Genomic DNA, 20,109 nt, shown 5'->3' on the forward strand with positions numbered 1-20,109 from the left:
GACCTATGTAGGGTCGCTTTTTTATTACCCCGTCAAAGTGGTAATGATAACTAATTGCAACAAGACTGATATTTTATTAAGCTGCTGGCACGAATAGATGTTAAGACCTTCTCGCCATGACAGAGCACGCATTTTTTGAAACGCTATTTGAACATTCACGACAAGTGACTCCTTATCTAGAGGGGCAGATCGAGCCAAACGAGTTGCAAACAGCGACGTTGATTGGCCTCGGCCAGCCGAGCTCAGCGTGTATTCAAACCCTATATAACAATTTGCAATTGGCCCATCCTGAAGCGGGGTCGGCCTATTGGTTAACTCGTACTTGGACCTTATTGTGTTGGCAGCCGATCTATGTGGCGTTTGTCGCCATATACTCCTGTCGAGGATTACCGCCGCTATCAAGCATGACGCAAAACATCAAAACGGACTTTGTTAGCGGGTTTCATTTTACTTCACTAGCGCGTCTACAAGGCCCTGAGCAAACGCTGATCACACAAGCTGGCAAGCAATTGGTTGAGCTATTTGACTATTTCCGTGATGAGATGAGTCAGTGGACGCGAATTCGTCCTGGCTTTACCAACCACCTGTTTGCCGACGGTATTCTTGGCTGTTTAGTTAAACTAAGCCACTACTATCCTCACCTTTCTGAACAATATCTTGTTGAACAAGGCCAGCTGTGGCTTGACGCATGCGGTCTGCCAGCCAAACTGATTAACTCCTTGAGCTACAATGCAGACAGCCACAACCTAACCTTAGTCCGAACCAGCTGTTGCTTAGTGTACAAATGTCAAGGTCGGGCGCTGTGTCGCAACTGCCCAAGGCATCCGGAAAATAAAGTTTAACGCGTCACTTGGATAATGGTTGTTGAGCGGGGCGATGAAAAGGCAATCCAACTGATCATCGCAGCAAATAACACACACAAATAAATGGGATAACTTGGTGAAAATGTCGCCGTAAAAGCCAACAGGGAGGCAAATCCGTAACCTAGCGTATGCGACATCGAGATATAGCCCGCAACGGCTCCGGACGCATTGGCATGTTGGGCGGTCGCGGCAGACGTATACGCCGGGACCAACAAAGCCGCACCACACGCGGTCAATATCATCGCCGCAGAAAATAGCCAAATGTAAGGGACAAGAAACAGGGCTAAACCGCATACAAATAACGCCGACCCCAAACGATACATCTGCTCGGGACTCATTTTCTTTTTCTTAATCACGCCTACTTGAGTGGCGAACGTACAAGCCGCACTAAGAGTAAGTAACAAACCAATAGCATCACTAATTTGACTCGTCGACCAATCGGTCATCGACCCAATCAAAGGTGAGAAGCTGTATTGCAGCAAGGCGATTGCGCAACACAACAACAACCCACTCGATAAAAAACGCCATATTTTCCGGCTTGGTAACCAGGGCAGTGATGATGGCGCGCTAGAGTGTTGATTTAACAGCGCTGGGGAAGGTAAGAAAAGCGCTGCGCACAAAACGATCAAGGGTAGCAAAATCATGACCACCAAAGGGGCGAACGGCGAGAGTTTAAGCGCGACAATGGCGAGAACCGGACCAACCAAACGCCCAGTGCTTAATCCAATGCTAACGCAAGTGATGGCTTGCAGGCGATGTTGCTCACCACAGAGTAAAATCGCCCAGTGTTGACTGGCTGGCACCATGCCTGAAACCGTTGCGCCATAAATGATACGCGCGACCACTAGACCGACTAAACACCACACTAGCCATGCCGATGCACCTTGGCTCATCATCGCAAATAGCGCCAACAATGCGAAACTGAATGCCATACCACACAACGCCTGAATGACAACACGTTTCGGACCATGCCGGTCACTCACTCTGCCCCAAAATGGCGCCGAAGGTAAAAAGATAAAACTGCCTAACGCGATGAGGATAGACCAAGTCGGAAGATCAAACGCTGATTGCTCGATCAAAAAAGGTAACGAGACTAACAGACCGTTTTGTCCAATACCCATTAACGCTGCCGCCGAGCCAATAATGCCAAGCTGAAAGGAGTGTTTTTTTATAAGAGACATAATGAGAGTCGCCGCTATTTAGTTAGCTGAAAAGGTCATCATTGCTGATGGTTTTATTAACATAATTATTGATAATGAAAACAATTATCATTGCTATTCTATTGTGGTAACATTAACGACTTGTAACCAATAACTCAACTGTCTATTGCATTATGTTTCGACTAGTCGACGCCTCATTTAGCATTGAAAATAAAACGATTCTCTCTGCCACCAATCTAACTTTTGAGCCGGGTAAAGTCACGACACTGCTTGGTCACAATGGTTGTGGTAAGTCAACTTTAATCAAGCTACTGAGCCGGCAAAACTCACCGACAAATGGTCACGTTCTGTATAAACATCAACCTGTTGCCGCGTTAAGCAATATTGAGTTTGCTCACCAAGTCGCCTATTTACCACAGCACCCACCGCTGACTGATGGCGTTACCGTGCGAGAATTAGTCTGTTTTGGCCGTTACCCGTGGAAAGGGGCATTTGGCCGCTATGATAAGCAAGACTACGCCATTGTTGACGATGCGATTGCTAAAGTCGGTTTAAGTGCGTTTGCCGAGCGCTTTGTTGCGACCCTTTCAGGAGGGGAAAGACAGCGCGCTTGGGTTGCGATGTTGCTCGCTCAGCAAAGCAAAACGTTGTTACTCGATGAACCAACCTCCGCGCTTGATGTGGCCCATCAACATGAACTACTGAGTCTCATACGCGAGCTGAATTTGAGCTTAAATCTGACCGTGATTATGGTACTGCATGACGTCAATATGGCGGCAAAGTTCAGCGACCACTTAGTTGCCTTGCATTCAGGCCGCGTCATTGCCAATGGTTCACCCGCACAATTAATGAATCGCGAGACCTTAATGCAAATCTACGGCATGGAACTGGCGCTCTTTCCCCATCCACATACTGGTCAACCTATTAGTTATATCCCTTAACAATAAGTAGAAGGAATCTGTTGTGAAAACCATTATTATCATGCTGGTCTCAGTCATGGCATTTAAGGCGTATGCTTTTGATATTGAACATGAAATGGGCATTGCTTCATTTGATAGCCCACCGAAAAAAGTCGTTGCTCTCGACTGGGCGTTAACCGAAACGGTACTCAGTTTAGGTGTCGAACTCCAAGGCGTGGCCGATGTACAAGGCTATAATCAGTGGGTCGTCGAACCCAAGATCAATCCGAGTGTGATCAACGTGGGTTCGCGACGTGAACCTAATATAGAGCTGCTGAGCGAGCTAAAGCCCGATGTTATTTTGATCAGTAAACACATGGCGGCGGCGTATCAACAACTCAACAACATTGCCCCAGTAGTAGTTTTTACCCTGTACAGTGAACAAAAGCAGCCACTTAATGCTGCCGAGTCAGTGACACGCTCTTTGGCAGTATTACTCGATAAAACTCCGCAAGCTGAACAAGTGATCAAGCAAACCTATGCCTTGCTCGCCGCCAACGGTGAAAAAATTCGCGCTCATGATAAGGCACAGAAAAACTTGCTCTTTGCACGCTTTATCAATGACAAAACACTGCGCATTCACAGTCAAGGTTCGTTAGCTGACGCCACTGCCTCAGCAATGGGCTTGAGTAATGATTGGCAAGAGACAACCAATTTATGGGGCTTTACCACCACGGCAGTGGAAAAACTCGCGGAACATCAGCAAAGCAGTGTGATTATTTTTGGCCCAGTTCAACCACAGTTGCGCCAATCTCTGCAAAGCTCGGCGCTATGGCAAGCGATGCAATTTACGCGCAGTGAGTCCGTCTATGAACTTCCGCCTATCTGGACATTCGGCGGTTTGATTGCCGCGCAGCGATTTAGCGATCATATTACTCAGCTACTAACGACAGCCCAACCATTAACCGCACAACCATGAGTAGCACTAACCTCCTTCGCTCACACCCAATCAAGTTTCCCACTACCGCTTTGTTGTTGGTAGCCATGGCGTGTCTTGTAGGCACCCTTTTGCACATCACCGCCCCATACTCACAAGGTATCACGCTAATTTGGGACACCTTATGGCACTTCGACCAAGGTAATTACCAACATTTGATTACCTACCTGACCTATTTACCTAGACTCACTGTTGCTCTGCTAAGTGGTTTTGCATTAGCCATAGCTGGTTCCGTGATGCAGTTTGTGCTGCGAAATCCCATCGCGTCACCCACCACTCTCGGTGTTGCCGCTGGCGCTGAATTGGGCATGGTGCTTGGCTTATTGCTGCTGCCTGCCGGATTATCAATGCCGAGTTTTGTGCCTGCGTTTTTGGGCGGCTGCTTGGCGACGGCACTGGTTTTCCTGCTTAGTGCAAAACGCGGATTTGCGCCTTTACATATGATTCTGGCCGGTATGGTGGTGAGCCTTTTTTTCGGCTCGTTGAACACCATGTTACTGATGCTGCACGAACAAAAGCTAACCAGTATTTTTGTTTGGGGAGCAGGCGCCCTTAATCAAAATGACTGGAGCAGCGCTAAGCTTCTTGCACCACTAATTGCGGCGCCGACCCTGTTGCTGATGGTGCTGCAGCGTCCACTGTCTGCTCTGCAGTTTGGTGATAATGTTGCCTCTTCTTTGGGCATCAACATCAAACAGATTAAGCTGCTTTGTCTTGGCTTGGCGATATTCATCACCGCGGCAGTGGTCAGCGAGGTCGGTTTGATTGGTTTCATTGGTATTGTCGCCCCGGCAATCGCAAGGCTATTGGGTATCAGGCAATTAACGGCTCAATTGATGGTCAGTGGTCTTATTGGTGCCATGATGTTGTTAATGGTCGATTTAGCCATTCAGCCCTTTTCTGGCGTTGGTGGCGCGCTACTACCAACTGGCGCAATGACCGCATTAATCGGCGCCCCCTTTCTGTTATGGCTCCTGCAACGCAGCCAATTACAATCGCAGCTTCGCGCCCGCGAGGAACCGCCCCAACGCTACATCAACATAGAGGCAAAAGTCGTATTGCCACTAATGATGACGGTACTTATTGCAGTGACAGTGTTGGCGTTACTCTTAGGCCAGGGCCAAACAGGCTGGAATTTAAGCTTCAACCCAAGCCTACTTGAACTGCGCGCACCACGAGTAATGACCGCTTTATTCGCCGGAGTTGGGTTGGCCTTTGCTGGCACCATCATTCAACGAGTCTCAAACAACCCGATGGCGAGCCCCGAAGTCCTCGGGCTAAGCTCAGGCGCCGCACTAGCCTTGGTGCTTGGCAGTTTATTAGGTGTTGCCGTAGAGCGAGAGCAACAGATGCTCTTTGGCACACTAGGCGCACTTTCGGTCACCGCTTTATTGTGGTTTATGGGTCGTAAACACCACTTTGCACCAAGCCAACTGCTGCTGACCGGCATCGCCATCAGTGCTGGACTAGATGCATTGTTACGCATTGCCATGAGCTCAGGCCATGATAATGCCACGGCTCTGCTGACTTGGTTGTCGGGTTCAACCTATTTAGTGGCCGAGTCTGACATCTATCTCCTTGCGACCGGTGTCAGCGTTGTGGCACTGGTGGCACTTTTACTCCAGCGCTGGATTGGCATAATAGAAATGGGAGAAGTAACCGCGACCAGCCTTGGCCTTAACTCGACTCGTGTGCGACTTGTCTTGCTCGTGCTTGTCGCGGCGCTGACAACCCTTTGCACTATCGTGATTGGTCCATTGAGTTTTATCGGCTTACTGGCACCCCATATGGCGCGCTCGCTGCATCAATATCAACCGCGAACGCAAATGCTTAGCGCGGCTCTACTCGGCGCGCTAGTCATGGTGTTAGCTGATTGGCTCGGACGCAACCTCTGGTTTCCTTGGCAATTCCCCGCCGGACTGCTTGCTTCGCTCATCGGCGGTGGCTATTTCCTTTATCTGATGAGACGTTGACGATAGATATTTGATACCACAGAAGGTGACCTCGCAGCACCTTCTGTTAACTACACTGCAATACTTAACCCACATTATTTCTCCCCTTTGTAAAAATAATTTTATTAAATCATCAAAAACAAGTTGATCATACGAATGATAATAATTAGCATTCTCTAGTCAGTTTAATTATTAACATAACGAGAAAGAAAATGAATCGTAACAACGATCGGCTTAACCTCGAGAGCTCAACCAATAAAATCGACACCAACCAAGCGTCTATCGCTTGTTTTCTCAACTCATTAGCCAGAGAAAGTCAGTCAGTACAATTACTGCGCAGTGACGATGGTCAGCATACGTATCAATTGTCGCTGTCAAACTCACAAACACTTCATATCCCTCTGCGCTATTTTTCAGCCTTGGGCAGCCATGAATACCAGCTCCCAGCCCTGCTACTCAGCGGCGATGAAGTGACGGCGCTGACGATAGACCAACTTGTCGACACTATCGTTAACGAACCAGCACTGGTTGGCATTATCAGCGAAGAGCAAAAAGCCATTTTTACCAATCGAGTTTTGGAGAGCCTAGACAACACCGCACAAGCGATTGCGCATTCACCTTATCAACAACAGCTATTTAGCCAACCGCTTGACTTCAAAACCGCAGAGCAAGGTTTGTTGATTGGTCACTCATTCCACCCAGCACCAAAGAGCCGCGAACAGTTTAGCCTGAGTGACGCTAAGCGTTACTCACCCGAACTCGGCGGCCAATTCAAACTGTTCTGGCTTAGCGTCAATCAAGAGATCCTGACAACAGGTAGCTCGGCGGAAGTGAGTTTTACTCAACGCCTACATGACCTTGTCGCACATGATGCCGTTCTGGCTGATGCTCTAAAAAACGCACAGCAACAAGACAAGTTATTGCTTCCCGTTCACCCATGGCAGTGGCATGTCATGGCAGATAACACCTCGATTAAAGGTTATATCGCCACTAAGCAAATTGAGAACCTCGGCCAACTGGGCGCCACTTGGTACCCTACCTCGTCAACTCGCTCGTTATATGCGCCGAGCTTACCTTACATGCTTAAGTTTTCGCTCAGCGTTAAACTGACCAACTCCATTCGTAATCTATCGTTTAAAGAAGTGCTGCGTGGCACAAGACTCAACGATTTATTCCAACACCCTGAACTGGCTCAACAACTGGGTGATGGTCAAGATTTTCAACTAATGCAAGAGCCGGCGTTTATCGGCCTCAAAGATTGCCACGGCGAGATTATCGACGAGAGTCTTGTGGCATTTAGAGACAATCCTCTGATGGACAAACCAGCTCAAGAAGCCGTGGTTCTAGCAACGCTCACCCAACAAAATCCATATGGCGGCGCAAGTTTAGTGGCCGAACGCATTAAACACTATGCCGAGCAACAGGGGCTGCCTACCCACCACGCCGCCACACGCTGGTTTGATGCATACTGCCGTCATGCTGTTGTGCCTCTGTTTGACTTACAAGCCAACTGGGGCATCGTCTTTCTTGCCCACCAGCAAAATATCGTGATGCAGTTAGAGCATGGCTTCCCGGTCGGAATGTACTACCGCGATTGTCAGGGCACCGGCTATACCGACCTCGCCTTTAAGCGCTTTGGCGATAAACTCGGTGATGAAAAAGAGGCGCTTGAGAACTACTGGAACCAAGACAAAGTACGCCGCTACTTTGCCTACTACCTGATCATTAACTCAACTTTTAATGTTATCTCCGCCATCTGCGCTCACTTGGATGTTGAGGAAAGTGAATTAATTGAAATTCTCTACAACCACCTTGATGCACTACTGAAAAGCGGAGTGAAAGATGATCTCTGCCTGCGCTATGTGCTCACGAGTGACGCGCTGTGCTGCAAAGGTAATTTCTTTTGCTACCTACAAAACTTTAACGAGAATTCTATCCCAGATCCTGCCGTTATCTATTTTGATTTGGCCAACCCTTTGGCTCGCGTTAAGGAGGTGACTCATGCTTGAGTTCAATACCTTTATCTACCACGAACAACCTCAAGCTACGATTGAGCTGACACTACACGCTAGTGACTTAGTCTGCTCTGAAATCGGCGCACAATTGGTGCGAGATATCGATCAACTTCTAAGCCAATTTAAGCAAATTGAATCGCTCAAAGTGATCAGCCACGATCGCGAAATTCTGCAGTGGGTAAACACGCTACTCCCTTTGGTCGAACAACAGGTATCACGCCAAGCTTTTTACCAATTGCCGCTCGTTTGGCATCAACACCCAACGTCAAGCGGCTTCCCGCAGCAGCTCGTTCAATCCAACAACCAATACCGCCATCACCCTTTACGTCCGCCTATGCCACAAGGCCAGGTGTATCAAAGGGATGATTTTGATGCCGAACTTAACGTCAGCTTTCGCGTGATTGAATTAGAGCAAGATCTAGCCCGTTTTACCCGCTGGATGAACGACCCGAGAGTCGCCCACTTTTGGGAGCAGGCTTGGAGTGAAGAAAAACTGGCCGAGTTTATTGAACAGCGCCTTGCAGACCCGCACATTATTCCATTAATTGGTGAGTTTAACGGCCAACCCTTTGGTTACGTTGAAGCCTATTGGGTTGCCGAAGACCGACTTAGCCCATATTACGATGTGCAATACTTCGATCGTGGTATCCACCTACTGGTCGGCGAGCAAGCATTCAGAGGTCCTAAGTTCTTTAACGCTTGGATGCGTGCGATTAGCCACTATCTGTTTATCGATGATGTGCGCACTAACCGCATTGTGCTCGAGCCGCGGGCGGATAATGACCGTCTATTTAATCGCATCTTGCCACTGGGTTATCAAAAATGTTTTGAGTTTAATTTCCCTCATAAACGCTCGGCGCTATTGATGCTAAATCGCGCAACATTCTTTACGGAGCAGTGGTAATGGAGTCGTTCGCCTTGCACAACTATTGGACGTTAGCCAACCAAAAAATGGTCGGCAAAATCCTCAGTGAATTCGCTTACGAACAGGCGTTTCACTTTGCTGTCACCGGCTCGGGCTATCAACTCAAACTCGATAATGGCACTCAGTATTGTTTTACCGGCAGTGAGAACATCTGGGGGCAAGTGATGATTGAGCCTACCTCGATCACTCGCGACTCAGACAGTGATCCTAACCAACCAGTTTCAGCGGCATTATTGATGCGCGATCTTCAATCACAGCTGTCGATGTCTGATGAAGCCTTGGCTGAACACCTTGAAGATCTTAACGCCACGTTGCTTGGCGACTGTCAATTAATCCATCGTAAACAAGCGATGACTGCGCAAGATCTAGCATTTTTACCTTGCGAGCAGCAACAAAGCTACTTTGACGGTCACCCCAAGTTTGCCTTCAATAAAGGGCGTCGAGGATGGGGTAGCGATGACTTGGCAAAGTATGCCCCAGAAGCACAACATGCCTTTCAATTAGGCTGGGTTGCGGTGCACTTGTCTATTTTGCAACGTGCAACTAATGACCACGTTGGCTGGCAAGATCTGCTGAACTCTTGCATTGCTGATGATGAACGAAAGCAGATGGACAGCCAATTAGCCGCACTGAATGTCGATATCAGCGAGTACGGCTACATCCCCGTTCATCCTTGGCAGTGGAACCAAAAGCTGTCAATACTGTTTGTGCGTGAACTGGCCGTTAAACAGCTAGTTTACTTAGGTGAATTTGGCGATCGCTTCTTGCCTCAGCTGTCATTACGCACCTTAAGCAACGTTACGCGCCCTGAAAGCTACGACATCAAATTGCCGCTAACCATCATGAATACCTCGTGCTATCGCGGTATTCCAGGTCGTTATATTCTCGCTGGTCCAACCGCCTCTGACTGGATTGATGACGTGTTCAAGTCAGATCCACTGTTGGAACAAAAACAAGCGCAAGTCTTGCAAGAGCCTGCCGCCGCCTTTGCTGCGCAAGCTGACTATGCCCTGTTACAAAACGCACCTTATCGTTACCACGAGTTGCTCGGTGTCATTTGGCGTGAATCTGCCGCCTCAAAATTACAATCGGGTGAATGCGCGATCTTAATGGCAGCCTTGATGGAGAGTGACAACCAAGGCCACTCGCTGATTGAGCAGTACATTGACGCTTCCGGTTTAAGTATCGAAGCATGGCTGAGCAAACTGTTTGATGCAGTGGTGATCCCTTATTACCACCTGCTGTGTAAATACGGGGTCTCACTGATCGCCCATGGCCAAAACGTCACCTTAATACTAGAAAATAACGCCCCTAAACGCATTTTACTCAAAGATTTCCAAGGCGATATGCGCTTGGTCAGCAAAGATTACCCTGAACAAGCGTCTTTGGATGATAGCGTCAAAAAGGTTACTGTCCGTCTCGATGAATCATTAATTATTCATGATTTACAGACTGGCCACTTTGTCACCACATTACGCTTTATTTCACCATGGGTGGCCAAACTAGGCTTCTCTGAGCAGCAATTTTATCGCTTGCTTGGCGACCGGCTTAAAGCCTACATGGCCTCTCATCGTGAGTATCAACACCGGTTCGAGCAATTCGACCTATTCAAACCGAAAATATTACGCATCGGCCTTAACTTAGCCAAGTTGCGCCATAGCACGGACGCCAGTGTATCGAGAATGTTACCCGATATGGATGACATGCTCGATAACCCGCTGTTCAAAGCAATGGACGACAACCATCAACGCTAATTAACAACATAACTATAAATTTAGTGCTTAGTTAAGCCGCCATTAAACCAAGAAAAGGATTGTTCTTATGGAACACACTAACAACGTCAAACTTGATCTCGCTGGTGTCGGCGTCGGCCCATTTAACCTCAGTATCGCGGCACTACTTGCAGGTAAGCCACAGATTTCATCACGCTTTTTTGAAAGCCGTGACTACTTTGCTTGGCATCCAGGCTTGCTTCTGGATAACACCCATATGCAAACCATGTTTTTGAAAGATTTGGTCAGCGCTGTCGATCCGGAAAGTCGCTACTCGTTTCTTTCTTACTTGGTTAAAAACAAGAAATTTTATCGTTTCTTGTCTGCTGAGCTGCAATGTATCAGCCGCCACGAATTCTCGGATTACCTTGCTTGGACGGCTAACCAACTCGAAAACGTTCAGCTCTCAACCCGTGTTGAACAGATAGAGTACACTGGCGATGCATTTAAACTGCATACCAACCAAGGTAGCTACCTCGCCGACAACCTTTGTATTGGCACAGGCAAAGTACCCGCAATCCCTGAATGTGCCAAAGCGCATTTAGGCCAACGCGTTTTCCACGCTGCACAAATTGGCCTTGGTGAGCATGATTTTAGCGGTAAACGCATCATAATCGTTGGCGGTGGTCAAAGCGGCGCAGACATCTTCATCAACGCGCTGCAACACAAATGGGGCAAGCCAAAATCCCTCGATTGGCTCTCACGTCGTGCCAACTATCAGCCACTTGATGAAGCCGCGTTTACCAACGAGTTCTTCACCCCTGATTATGTCGATGCCTTCGTTAATTTAGATGCACAAGTAAAGCGCAATGAGATTACTCAGCAAAAACTCACTTCTGACGGTATTACTCAAAAAGCACTACTCACGATTTATCAAGAGTTGTACCACCGCTTTGATGTCCTCAAAGAAGAGAAGTGGGTCAAATTATTACCACATCGCACCTTAACTCAGATGAATGCTGTCGGCGGCGCATTCAAACTTACCGCCAGCAACGCACTAGACCAATGTTTAGAGACGCATCAGGCCGACATCGTCATTCTTGCGACCGGGTTTGAAGCGCCCAGCCCTGCATGCTTAAGCGCCATTTTGCCTCTGCTCGATCTTGATCAACAACACCGATATCAAATGACACCTGACTTTGAGATCAAATGGGAAGGCCAACAGCGCAATAAAATCTTTGCGGTTAATGCTGGTATGCACAGCCACGGCATTGCTGAGCCTCAACTGAGCTTAATGGCTTGGCGCAGCGCACGCATCATCAATCGCTTAACTGGCCAGACCCTGTTCGATACGGATTCAGGTCAGGGCATGATTGATTGGCTCTCGCCTAGTACGCAGGCACAGCAATTGGTCGCTTAGCCAAACACCTTTTTGTCACTCACTGTGCTTGAGTGGGTGACGTTTCCACCCGCCCAACGAGCGAGCTGGTCCGTAAACCGCCAGCCGTGGGCTCATTACTCCTATAAACATAGAGAAGAAAATGAACGTTAAGAAAGGAAACTTGCTACTGTCTACGACGGCGATCGCTGTCGCCAGTGCAATACTCACCACGCCCGTTGCCGCCCAAGAAGCGACCTCATTTGAAGAGATGGTGGTGGTCTCTAGCCGCACACCGAAAGCGATCAGCGACATTCCCGGCACCGTTTGGTACATCGACTCAGAGCAAATCGAGCAAGAGTATCGCGGTGGCAAAACATTAGGCGAAATCCTAGCGACCTCGATTCCCTCTTTAGACATCAGCAGTGGTGCACGCACCAACTACGGTCAAAACCTACGTGGACGCAAAATGTTGGTGATGATTGATGGGGTGTCTCTGCAATCATCGCGTCAGATCAGCCGTTACATGGACTCTATCGACCCATTTAATATTGAGCGAATCGAAGTATTGTCTGGTGCCACCTCTATCTATGGTGCTGGCGCTTCCGGTGGTGTCATCAACATCATTACTAAAAAAGCCACCGGCCAAGAGCTTGAATTTGAGTCTTATGTCGGCGGCTCTTCTGGTTTAAATTCAAGTGAAGATTTTGACTACAAACTAGGACAATCGATCTCTGGTGGCAATGACAAAGTTACCGCACGTGCATCGGTAATCTACACAGAAACCCAAGGCTATTTTGATGCCAATGGTGATATCGTCACACCGGATATATCACAAGGTTCGCTGCAATTTAACCAAACCCTTGATTTCATGACGACCGCCAACGTGAACATTTCTGACACCAAACAGCTCAACTTGCTGGCTCAGTACTATGATAGTCAACAAGATTCGCCTTACGGCCTGTATATCGAAAACGGTGATTTTGTTGATGTAAGAAAGGGCTTTGACTCAGATCGCGAGCACGGCACAGAACGTATGATGTTGAGCGCCTCTTATGTGGATGAAGCCTTCGTAGGTCACCAACTTATCGCTGAAGCGTCATACCGTCAAGAAGATCAAACTTATACCCCTTACTATCAATCTTCTGGTCAGCAAAAAACCGATGTCCTGTCACTGAAAGTTGCATTAGCCAAAAAGTTTGAGCAACTTAACTTGGTTTACGGTATTGATGCCTACCAAGACAAACTCGACAGTAACCAAGCGCTTTATGATCCGACCATCGCGAATAATTCGGGGAATTTAATCAATCGCACCTACGCACAAGTTGGCCGCTACCCAGGGATCGACGTCGCTTCAATTGCAGGCTTTGTGCAGGCCGATTACGCCATTACTGAGGATTGGTCGATTGAAGGGGGGTTCCGCTATCAACACATGATCAACAAGATCGATGATTTTGTCGGTTACCAACAACAAAAGAAAATCGCCGCAGGTAATGGCACCACGGCCGATGCAGTACCGGGTGGTGAGACCGACTACAATGTAGGTCTATTCAATGTGGGTACTATCTATCATCTGGATAACAACTCGCAGATTTGGGCAAACTTTTCACAAGGTTTCGACCTCGCCGATCCCGCCAAATACTATGGCCAAGGTGACTACACCCAAGTGGGTGATCACTGGCAACTGAACGATAGTATCAATGTCAACGAATCGAAGATGTCTGGTATTAAAACCAACAGCATAGAGCTAGGTTACCGGTTAGATAAAGCGGGCTTTAACTTGCAAACTGCCGCTTACTATTCGCTCTCTGACAAATCGGTTAAGTACAACAAGAAGACGCTACTTATCGAAGAGCTAGAAGATAAGAAACGTGTTTATGGACTAGAAGCCATGGCATCTTACTGGGTGCATGACAATATTCAACTTGGCGCTTCAGGCCATTATGTCGTCTCAGAGATCAAGGGCGATAATGGTTGGCAAGATATGACGGCTGGCGAAGCGAGTACTTCAAAAGCAAATGCATGGGCAGGTTGGTATGACAACGAGCTGGCTGTCAAAGTACAAAGTCAAACCATGTTTGATTACCAAGATGATGCGCAAAGCAAGCTTGATGGTTACACCATCTTTGACCTAGTGGGTAGCTACCAACTTCCTGTCGGCAGTTTAGGCTTTGGTATTCAAAACCTCTTCGACAAAGATTACACCACCATCTGGGGACAAAGAGCTCAGATAGTTTACTCGGCTCACTATGATGCAGCGGCTTACGATTACAAAGGCCGTGGCCGTACCTATACATTGAACTACCAAGTTAAATTCTAACTTACACAACCAAACCGCCCTCTTGCTTGGGCGGTTTATTTTTGACGATATTTAAAACTGAGCTATGGATTTACAAGCTTTGTGCGTGACTAGACAGAAACACTTCGCCCAACATACAGCGCACACTGCCACCACCGATATTCTCGATAGTCTGCACGTTAAATGGCAGCAATTTACCGTGACTGGCTAACTGAGCCAACTGCGCAGGAGAAAACGCTTCAAATGCTGACTGAGACATGGCAATTACCTTCTCACCATTAGCGGCCTCCAGTTGCAAGATGTTGCCACAGAAGCGATTCATCTGCTCAACTGAAATTGAGATGACCTGCTTATCTTTGGCTAATGATTTGAGTACAAAACGACGTTCAAACTCTGGGATCACTTCATCACAAATAACGCAGAAATTTTCACCAATCGCCATCATGACATTGGTATGGTAAATCGGCTTGCCTGAAGGCAGTGCGGTTTGAAAAGAAACCACCTGTTGATAGCCGATACGCTCGGCGTAATCTTCAAGCACTTCTCTATCACAACGCTGAGAAAGCGCCGCGTAAACCGTCTTGTTGAGGTGGTCTTTGACCATCACCCCCGTGCTTTCGAGATGCGCATCTTGCTCTAAGTAAGACAACAAATTATCTTGCGTTAAAACAGGGCGTCCAGCCAATTCTAGCGCCTCAACTAATGCACTGGTTTTGACTTCTTGTTGGCGGTTTTCACATGCCATCGGAAAAGTGTATAGACGACCATCTGCCGTAGTACTAAACCAGTTATTAGGGAAAACAGCGTCTGGCGTTTCAATCTCACCTTGGGGGTAATCAAACACCACCACTTGCACGCCCGCCTGACGTAATTCACCCACCATCGTGTTGAATTCTTGCATCGCTAGTTGGCGAATGTGGCCAGTGGTATCATTAATTTGGTGTTGAAATTCGTTGTCTTTGGCCGTTTCAGCATTAAAGGCAAACTCTTTAGGAGGCACCATCACAACACAGTTAGCGTTTTGCACTGAAGACCGTTTAATTTCTAGTATGGTTTGCTGTTTCAACATTGTGACAAACTCAATTAATCTCACTCAATAACGCCAATTGTAGACATAATGTTAAGCAAACATTTGCTGAAGTTAACGACTAAAGACACTCACTTTCAGCAAATATTACTGTTCAGTCAATCAGGGGTAGTTAATTTAACTGATTGGTAACTTTAGCAATCAAATAAAATGGATATTATGCATAGCAGGGAATAATAAACTGGTTACATTTGCCAAGCCGAAGGGTTACCATATCGCAGCCCTTCCTATTAAGGACGAACGCATGCGCCTGTCTGGCGCTCTATTCTCATTGCGTGTTTAGGAAAAACATATGTTTAACAAGTTTGAAGGTTTTACTCAGCCTTTCCCCGAGCAAGACCCTGGCCAACCGCCATCGGGTATTTTTGCATTTTGTCGTTACTATACCCGTGGTTTCGAAATCCCACTGTTAATCATGTCGATTATGGCGACGATTGTCGCCGTGGTCGAAGTCTCTTTATTTGGGGCGATGGGTAACTTAGTCGACTGGTTGTCTAACAGTAACCCAGAGACCTTTTGGCAAGAAAATCATCGTGACTTGATTTTCTATGGGGTGCTATTACTGGTCGTGATGCCAATTTTGGCCATCTGTTACTCATTGCTGGTTCATCAAACCTTGCTCGGTAACTATCCAATGTCGATTCGTTGGTTAGCACACCGCTACTTGCTCAAACAGAGCTTGAATTTCTACCAAGATGACTTTGCTGGCCGTGTTGCGACAAAAGTGATGCAAACCTCACTGGCCGTGCGTGAGACCGTGATGAAAACCATGGACGTATTTGTTTACGTTAGCGTCTATTTCACCTCTATGGTAGTCCTGCTAGCCCAGGCCGATTGGCGCTTGATGATCCCTATGATGGTATGGCTAATTTGTTACGTCTGTATTCAAGTTTACTTTGTGCCTAAGTTGAAAAGCGTGGCCTCAGAGCAAGCCGACGCGCGTTCAACCATGACCGGGCGTATTGTTGACAGCTACACCAATATCGCCACCGTTAAGCTGTTTTCTCACAGCAAGCGCGAAACCGAGTACGCTGAAGAAGGCATGAGTGGTTTTCTAGACACCGTTTATCGTCAAATGCGCTTAGTGACTGGGTTTGATGTTGCCGTTGAAATCACTAACTACATTTTAGTGTTCTCTATTGGTGCCCTCTCTATCTACTTGTGGATGGACAATTCCATCAGCATCGGTTCGATTGCGATTGCGATTGCCCTTGCACTACGTATCAACGGCATGTCGATGTGGATCATGTGGGAAGTCGGTGCGCTGTTTGAAAACATGGGCACCGTGGTTGATGGCATGAAAACACTGTCTAAACCGGTTGATATTGAAGATAAACCCAATGCGAAACCATTAGTTGTTCACCAAGGTAGCATCGAATTTGAAGATGTTAGCTTCCATTATGGTGATGCGAGCAAAGGGGTTATCAACAAGTTAAATCTTACTATTAAACCGGGAGAAAAGGTCGGCTTAGTCGGGCGCTCTGGCGCAGGTAAGTCTACCTTGGTCAATCTGTTGCTGCGTTTTCACGATGTTGAAAGCGGCAAAATCAAGATTGATGGTCAAGTTATCTCTGACGTCACTCAAGACTCACTGCGCAGTAACATCGGCATGGTGACTCAAGATACCTCATTGCTCCACCGCTCGATTCGTGACAACATTCTTTACGGCAACCCAGACGCCTCAGAGGAAGATCTACTGCGCGCAACCAAACAAGCGCACGCGCATGAGTTTATTGAAACCTTAAGCGATCCGTTTGGTGGCATTGGCTACGATGCGCAAGTCGGTGAGCGCGGTGTTAAACTCTCAGGCGGGCAACGTCAGCGTATTGCGATCTCGCGAGTCCTGCTCAAAGATGCGCCCTTGTTGATTCTCGATGAAGCAACCTCTGCGCTCGATTCTGAAGTAGAAGCCGCGATTCAAGAAAGCCTCAATGAATTAATGCACGGAAAAACCGTGATTGCGATTGCACACCGCCTATCGACTATCGCAGCGATGGATAGACTCATCGTGCTCGATAAAGGAGACATCGTTGAGCAAGGCACTCACCAAGATCTCGTGCAACAAGGTGGCATCTATGCTCAACTTTGGCAGCACCAAACCGGGGGGTTTATTGGCGAGCAACCGCAGGGAGAACAAGTTAACTAGCTCTCGGCACATAAAAAAGCCGCACTTTTTAAAGTGCGGCAAAACAAAAACAACTGGCAGTGGATAATAGTTAGCTTTTGTGTACGAGAGGTTGAAAAGCCAACCTCAAATAAAACGGGTTAATAGGTTTCAAACACACCCATGTTGTAATCTCGAATTGTCTCTTCTATCTCTTTGATACTGTTCATCACGAATGGTCCGTAATGCACGACGGGTTCATCAATCGGTTGACCTGAAAAAATAAGTGCGCCGCGTCCTGCCGCCATCCACTGAGCACCACCGGCTCTGAGTTCGCCAACATTGCCCATATGATCACGATGTTCAAAGTGCCCTTTCAGCATATAAGTCAACGTTTCGATACCACGATGAGGATGCGGAGGAAAGCCGCCAACATAATCCGCTCGCTGATCAGACTTGAGCTCATCCACCATCAAAAAGGGAGAGAACTGGTGATTATTAAAACCGGCTACCCGTTTAATCTTTACGCCATCACCATCGGATGTCGCATGGGCTTGGATGATTTGATTGACACGTCGTAACACGCTCATAGCCTGTCCTCCTACACTCGATGGATTGATTCTATGTCAACAGGCTAAAAAGAAGAGCGGGCAGATTAGAGCCTCTCATTCAAATTTTTCGAATAAGTTGTGGTAAAATCAAAACGCTGATGTTCATCACATTCATATTCATCAACGGTTCACCACTCAAAGACGATCAAGATCACCGTTTGTTATGTCACCGCCCCTTCTATCAGGTAGAACGTGACTCAGCGATTGGTCTCGATTCGGCAACAAGCTAAGATAGTGCCACTTATACCATATCAACAGACAATCACTATGCACGCTCAACCATTTACCGACGCGGGTGTCACTTATACACCGTACTACTTTGATGTTCCTCTCGATTATGCCGACTCAAGTAAAGGGACCCTTTCCATTTTTGCTCGTGCACTGAGTTTAACCAGCGATGGGGAAAGCGCTAAACCTTGGTTGGTCTATTTTCAAGGCGGACCAGGTTTCCCTTCGCCACGACAAAACGGCCATAACGGCTGGATCAAACGCGCTCTGCAGCAGTATCGCGTGCTATTGCTTGATCAACGTGGCACGGGCAACAGTTCAGTGATCAACCACCAAACCTTGGCACACTTATCAGCGCAGCAGCAAGCGGACTACTTAACTCACTTTCGCGCCGATAGTATCGTGCGTGACGCCGAGTTTATCCGCCAGCAATTTGCTATTGAGCAGTGGGCTATCCTCGGTCAAAGCTTTGGTGGGTTTTGCTCACTGACTTATTTATCCCTGTTTCCCGAAAGCCTGTCACGCAGCTACATCACAGGTGGCGTACCTTCTATTTCTCGCCACCCAGACGATGTGTATCAAGCCACGTTTAAACGCACCATCGACAAGAACACAGCTTTCTTTCAGCAGTTTCCTAAAGCGCAACAACTGTGTCAGCAAATTGCCGATCACCTTATTGACCATCAAGAATTTCTACCAAATGGTCAGCGTTTTACGGTTGAGCAATTCCAACAAATCGGCATTAACTTTGGTGTCGCTGACTCCTTCTTGCCAATCTACTACGCCCTTGAGAACGCGTTAATAGAAGTGGCTGGTCAACCTCAACTGTGTTACGAATTTCTTAATAGCATGCTGATGGAGCAAGGATTTCAGACCAACCCTATTTATGCCATTTTGCACGAATCGATATACTGCCAGGGATTTGCCTCCAACTGGAGTGCTCAGCGTGTACGCCAAAGCCACAACGAGTTTAACTATCAAAAAGGCCAACCTTTCTACTTTACGGGTGAGATGGTATTCCCTTGGATGTTCGACCAATACAAAAACTTGCAGCCACTCCAGCCAGCGGCACAAATTTTAGCCGAAAAATCTGACTGGCCAGCACTTTACGATCAACACGTTCTCGCCAATAACACAGTTCCACTAAGCTGCGCTGTGTACGCCGATGATATGTTTGTTGAGATGGATATTAGCCGCGAAACTCTGGCAATCATGCCAAACGCCAAAGCGTGGATAACGAACGAATATGAACACAATGGTTTACGCGTAGATGGCGAGAAAATCCTCGACACTTTAATCGCAATGGGTGAACAAACAGCGGCGACTTTGATTTAACTATTTTGGCCCTCAAGAGGCCCCTGTTAGGATTTTCGTTAGCGAACCCGTTACAATACCACTCTTTAACGGTTCAAAAGATGCCGATGCTCAAGATATCAAACAACGTCACCCTGCAAGCGTGGGAAATCCAATTGACCGCGATTCGCGCTCAAGGTGCAGGAGGCCAAAATGTCAATAAAGTGTCGTCGGCCATCCACCTGCAGTTTGATATTAACCACTCCTCACTGCCTTCACTGTATAAAGAACGTCTGCTTGCACTCAGTGACTCGCGTATTTCAAAACAAGGCATCATTACGATTAAAGCGCAGCAATATCGTACTCAAGAACAAAATAAAGAGGATGCACTCCATCGTTTAGCTGACTTAATTCGTTCAGCCATGGTAGTACAAAAAAAACGTCGAGAAACTAAACCCACGCGAGCATCGAAAGAGCGAAGATTGAAAAGCAAAGGGATAAAATCACAAACTAAATCATTACGTAAGCGCATAAAACAATAATGCCATTGACCCAAAAAAACGATAACTATGGGTTATCGTCTTTA

15 protein-coding genes are annotated in these 20,109 nt (G+C 47.3%); 12 read left to right on the forward strand and 3 right to left on the reverse strand.

Going from position 1 to position 20,109, the window contains the following annotated elements:
* Positions 1-116: 116 nt before the first annotated feature.
* A complete protein-coding gene (locus tag CDZ87_RS00340; protein ID WP_100751654.1) occupies positions 117-842 on the forward strand; it encodes a siderophore ferric iron reductase in 726 nt (241 codons plus the stop codon).
* Here the strand turns inward: CDZ87_RS00340 and CDZ87_RS00345 are convergent.
* Positions 839-2,044: an MFS transporter gene (locus tag CDZ87_RS00345; protein ID WP_100751655.1), complete on the reverse strand. Its 1,206-nt coding sequence runs from the start codon at positions 2,042-2,044 to the stop codon at positions 839-841. The genes CDZ87_RS00340 and CDZ87_RS00345 overlap by 4 nt on opposite strands.
* Before the next feature lie 152 nt (positions 2,045-2,196).
* Here CDZ87_RS00345 and CDZ87_RS00350 point away from each other — a divergent pair, with 152 nt between their 5' ends.
* The 8 genes from CDZ87_RS00350 to CDZ87_RS00385 all read left to right on the forward strand — a co-directional run bounded on the left by CDZ87_RS00350 (position 2,197) and on the right by CDZ87_RS00385 (position 14,221).
* The gene (locus CDZ87_RS00350; RefSeq protein WP_100751656.1) at positions 2,197-2,964 is read left to right on the forward strand and encodes an ABC transporter ATP-binding protein; all 768 of its coding nucleotides are present in this window, start codon (positions 2,197-2,199) and stop codon (positions 2,962-2,964) included.
* Positions 2,965-2,986: 22 nt separating this feature from the next.
* Entirely contained in the window at positions 2,987-3,901 is a 915-nt protein-coding gene (locus CDZ87_RS00355; protein WP_100751657.1) for an iron-siderophore ABC transporter substrate-binding protein, read from the forward strand.
* Between the two features lie 65 nt (positions 3,902-3,966).
* Positions 3,967-5,892, forward strand: a complete 1,926-nt coding sequence (fhuB, locus tag CDZ87_RS00360; RefSeq protein WP_245834606.1) for a Fe(3+)-hydroxamate ABC transporter permease FhuB — start codon at positions 3,967-3,969, stop codon at positions 5,890-5,892.
* Between the two features lie 191 nt (positions 5,893-6,083).
* Positions 6,084-7,880 carry an IucA/IucC family protein gene (locus CDZ87_RS00365; protein ID WP_100751659.1) on the forward strand — a complete coding sequence of 599 codons (1,797 nt, stop codon included), beginning with the start codon at positions 6,084-6,086 and terminating at the stop codon, positions 7,878-7,880.
* Positions 7,873-8,790 carry a GNAT family N-acetyltransferase gene (locus tag CDZ87_RS00370; RefSeq protein ID WP_100751660.1) on the forward strand — a complete coding sequence of 306 codons (918 nt, stop codon included), beginning with the start codon at positions 7,873-7,875 and terminating at the stop codon, positions 8,788-8,790. The genes CDZ87_RS00365 and CDZ87_RS00370 overlap by 8 nt, the downstream gene beginning before the upstream one ends.
* Positions 8,790-10,565 (forward strand): IucA/IucC family protein, encoded by a 1,776-nt coding sequence (locus CDZ87_RS00375; protein WP_100751661.1) that lies wholly within the window; start codon positions 8,790-8,792, stop codon positions 10,563-10,565. Before CDZ87_RS00370 ends, CDZ87_RS00375 begins: the two co-directional genes overlap by 1 nt.
* Positions 10,566-10,632: 67 nt before the next feature.
* Positions 10,633-11,943 carry a lysine N(6)-hydroxylase/L-ornithine N(5)-oxygenase family protein gene (locus tag CDZ87_RS00380; protein WP_100751662.1) on the forward strand — a complete coding sequence of 437 codons (1,311 nt, stop codon included), beginning with the start codon at positions 10,633-10,635 and terminating at the stop codon, positions 11,941-11,943.
* A gap of 121 nt (positions 11,944-12,064) precedes the next feature.
* Complete coding sequence (locus tag CDZ87_RS00385) at positions 12,065-14,221, forward strand: TonB-dependent receptor (RefSeq protein ID WP_100751663.1); 2,157 nt, start codon at positions 12,065-12,067, stop codon at positions 14,219-14,221.
* A gap of 70 nt (positions 14,222-14,291) precedes the next feature.
* Here CDZ87_RS00385 and CDZ87_RS00390 read toward each other — a convergent pair whose 3' ends face one another.
* Positions 14,292-15,269: an arginine deiminase-related protein gene (locus CDZ87_RS00390; protein ID WP_100751664.1), complete on the reverse strand. Its 978-nt coding sequence runs from the start codon at positions 15,267-15,269 to the stop codon at positions 14,292-14,294.
* Positions 15,270-15,579: 310 nt separating this feature from the next.
* On the opposite strand from CDZ87_RS00390, the gene CDZ87_RS00395 reads away from it, so the two are divergent.
* Positions 15,580-17,433, forward strand: a complete 1,854-nt coding sequence (locus tag CDZ87_RS00395) for an ABC transporter ATP-binding protein (protein ID WP_100751665.1) — start codon at positions 15,580-15,582, stop codon at positions 17,431-17,433.
* A 119-nt stretch (positions 17,434-17,552) separates the two neighbouring features.
* On the opposite strand, the gene CDZ87_RS00400 is transcribed toward CDZ87_RS00395, so the two are convergent.
* Positions 17,553-17,981, reverse strand: coding sequence for a pirin family protein (locus tag CDZ87_RS00400; protein ID WP_100751666.1), 429 nt, complete (start codon positions 17,979-17,981; stop codon positions 17,553-17,555).
* A gap of 288 nt (positions 17,982-18,269) precedes the next feature.
* Between CDZ87_RS00400 and CDZ87_RS00405 the strand changes: the two genes are divergently transcribed.
* Both CDZ87_RS00405 and arfB read left to right on the forward strand, forming a co-directional pair.
* Complete coding sequence (locus tag CDZ87_RS00405) at positions 18,270-19,565, forward strand: alpha/beta fold hydrolase (protein WP_100751667.1); 1,296 nt, start codon at positions 18,270-18,272, stop codon at positions 19,563-19,565.
* 86 nt (positions 19,566-19,651) lie between these two features.
* Positions 19,652-20,065, forward strand: coding sequence for an alternative ribosome rescue aminoacyl-tRNA hydrolase ArfB (gene arfB / locus CDZ87_RS00410; protein WP_100751668.1), 414 nt, complete (start codon positions 19,652-19,654; stop codon positions 20,063-20,065).
* The last annotated feature ends 44 nt before the right edge of the window (positions 20,066-20,109 follow it).

This window comes from Vibrio salilacus, assembly GCF_002811245.1.
Classification (GTDB): Bacteria; Pseudomonadota; Gammaproteobacteria; order Enterobacterales; family Vibrionaceae; genus Vibrio; species Vibrio salilacus.

Coding starts and splice junctions, on each gene's coding strand:
- CDZ87_RS00340 (WP_100751654.1), top strand. CDS start 117: ATGACAGAGCACGCATTTTTTGAAACGCTATTTGAACATTCACGACAA.
- CDZ87_RS00345 (WP_100751655.1), bottom strand. CDS start 2,044: ATGTCTCTTATAAAAAAACACTCCTTTCAGCTTGGCATTATTGGCTCG.
- CDZ87_RS00350 (WP_100751656.1), top strand. CDS start 2,197: ATGTTTCGACTAGTCGACGCCTCATTTAGCATTGAAAATAAAACGATT.
- fhuB (WP_245834606.1), top strand. CDS start 3,967: ATGGCGTGTCTTGTAGGCACCCTTTTGCACATCACCGCCCCATACTCA.
- CDZ87_RS00365 (WP_100751659.1), top strand. CDS start 6,084: ATGAATCGTAACAACGATCGGCTTAACCTCGAGAGCTCAACCAATAAA.
- CDZ87_RS00370 (WP_100751660.1), top strand. CDS start 7,873: ATGCTTGAGTTCAATACCTTTATCTACCACGAACAACCTCAAGCTACG.
- CDZ87_RS00375 (WP_100751661.1), top strand. CDS start 8,790: ATGGAGTCGTTCGCCTTGCACAACTATTGGACGTTAGCCAACCAAAAA.
- CDZ87_RS00380 (WP_100751662.1), top strand. CDS start 10,633: ATGGAACACACTAACAACGTCAAACTTGATCTCGCTGGTGTCGGCGTC.
- CDZ87_RS00385 (WP_100751663.1), top strand. CDS start 12,065: ATGAACGTTAAGAAAGGAAACTTGCTACTGTCTACGACGGCGATCGCT.
- CDZ87_RS00390 (WP_100751664.1), bottom strand. CDS start 15,269: ATGTTGAAACAGCAAACCATACTAGAAATTAAACGGTCTTCAGTGCAA.
- CDZ87_RS00395 (WP_100751665.1), top strand. CDS start 15,580: ATGTTTAACAAGTTTGAAGGTTTTACTCAGCCTTTCCCCGAGCAAGAC.
- CDZ87_RS00400 (WP_100751666.1), bottom strand. CDS start 17,981: ATGAGCGTGTTACGACGTGTCAATCAAATCATCCAAGCCCATGCGACA.
- CDZ87_RS00405 (WP_100751667.1), top strand. CDS start 18,270: ATGCACGCTCAACCATTTACCGACGCGGGTGTCACTTATACACCGTAC.
- arfB (WP_100751668.1), top strand. CDS start 19,652: ATGCTCAAGATATCAAACAACGTCACCCTGCAAGCGTGGGAAATCCAA.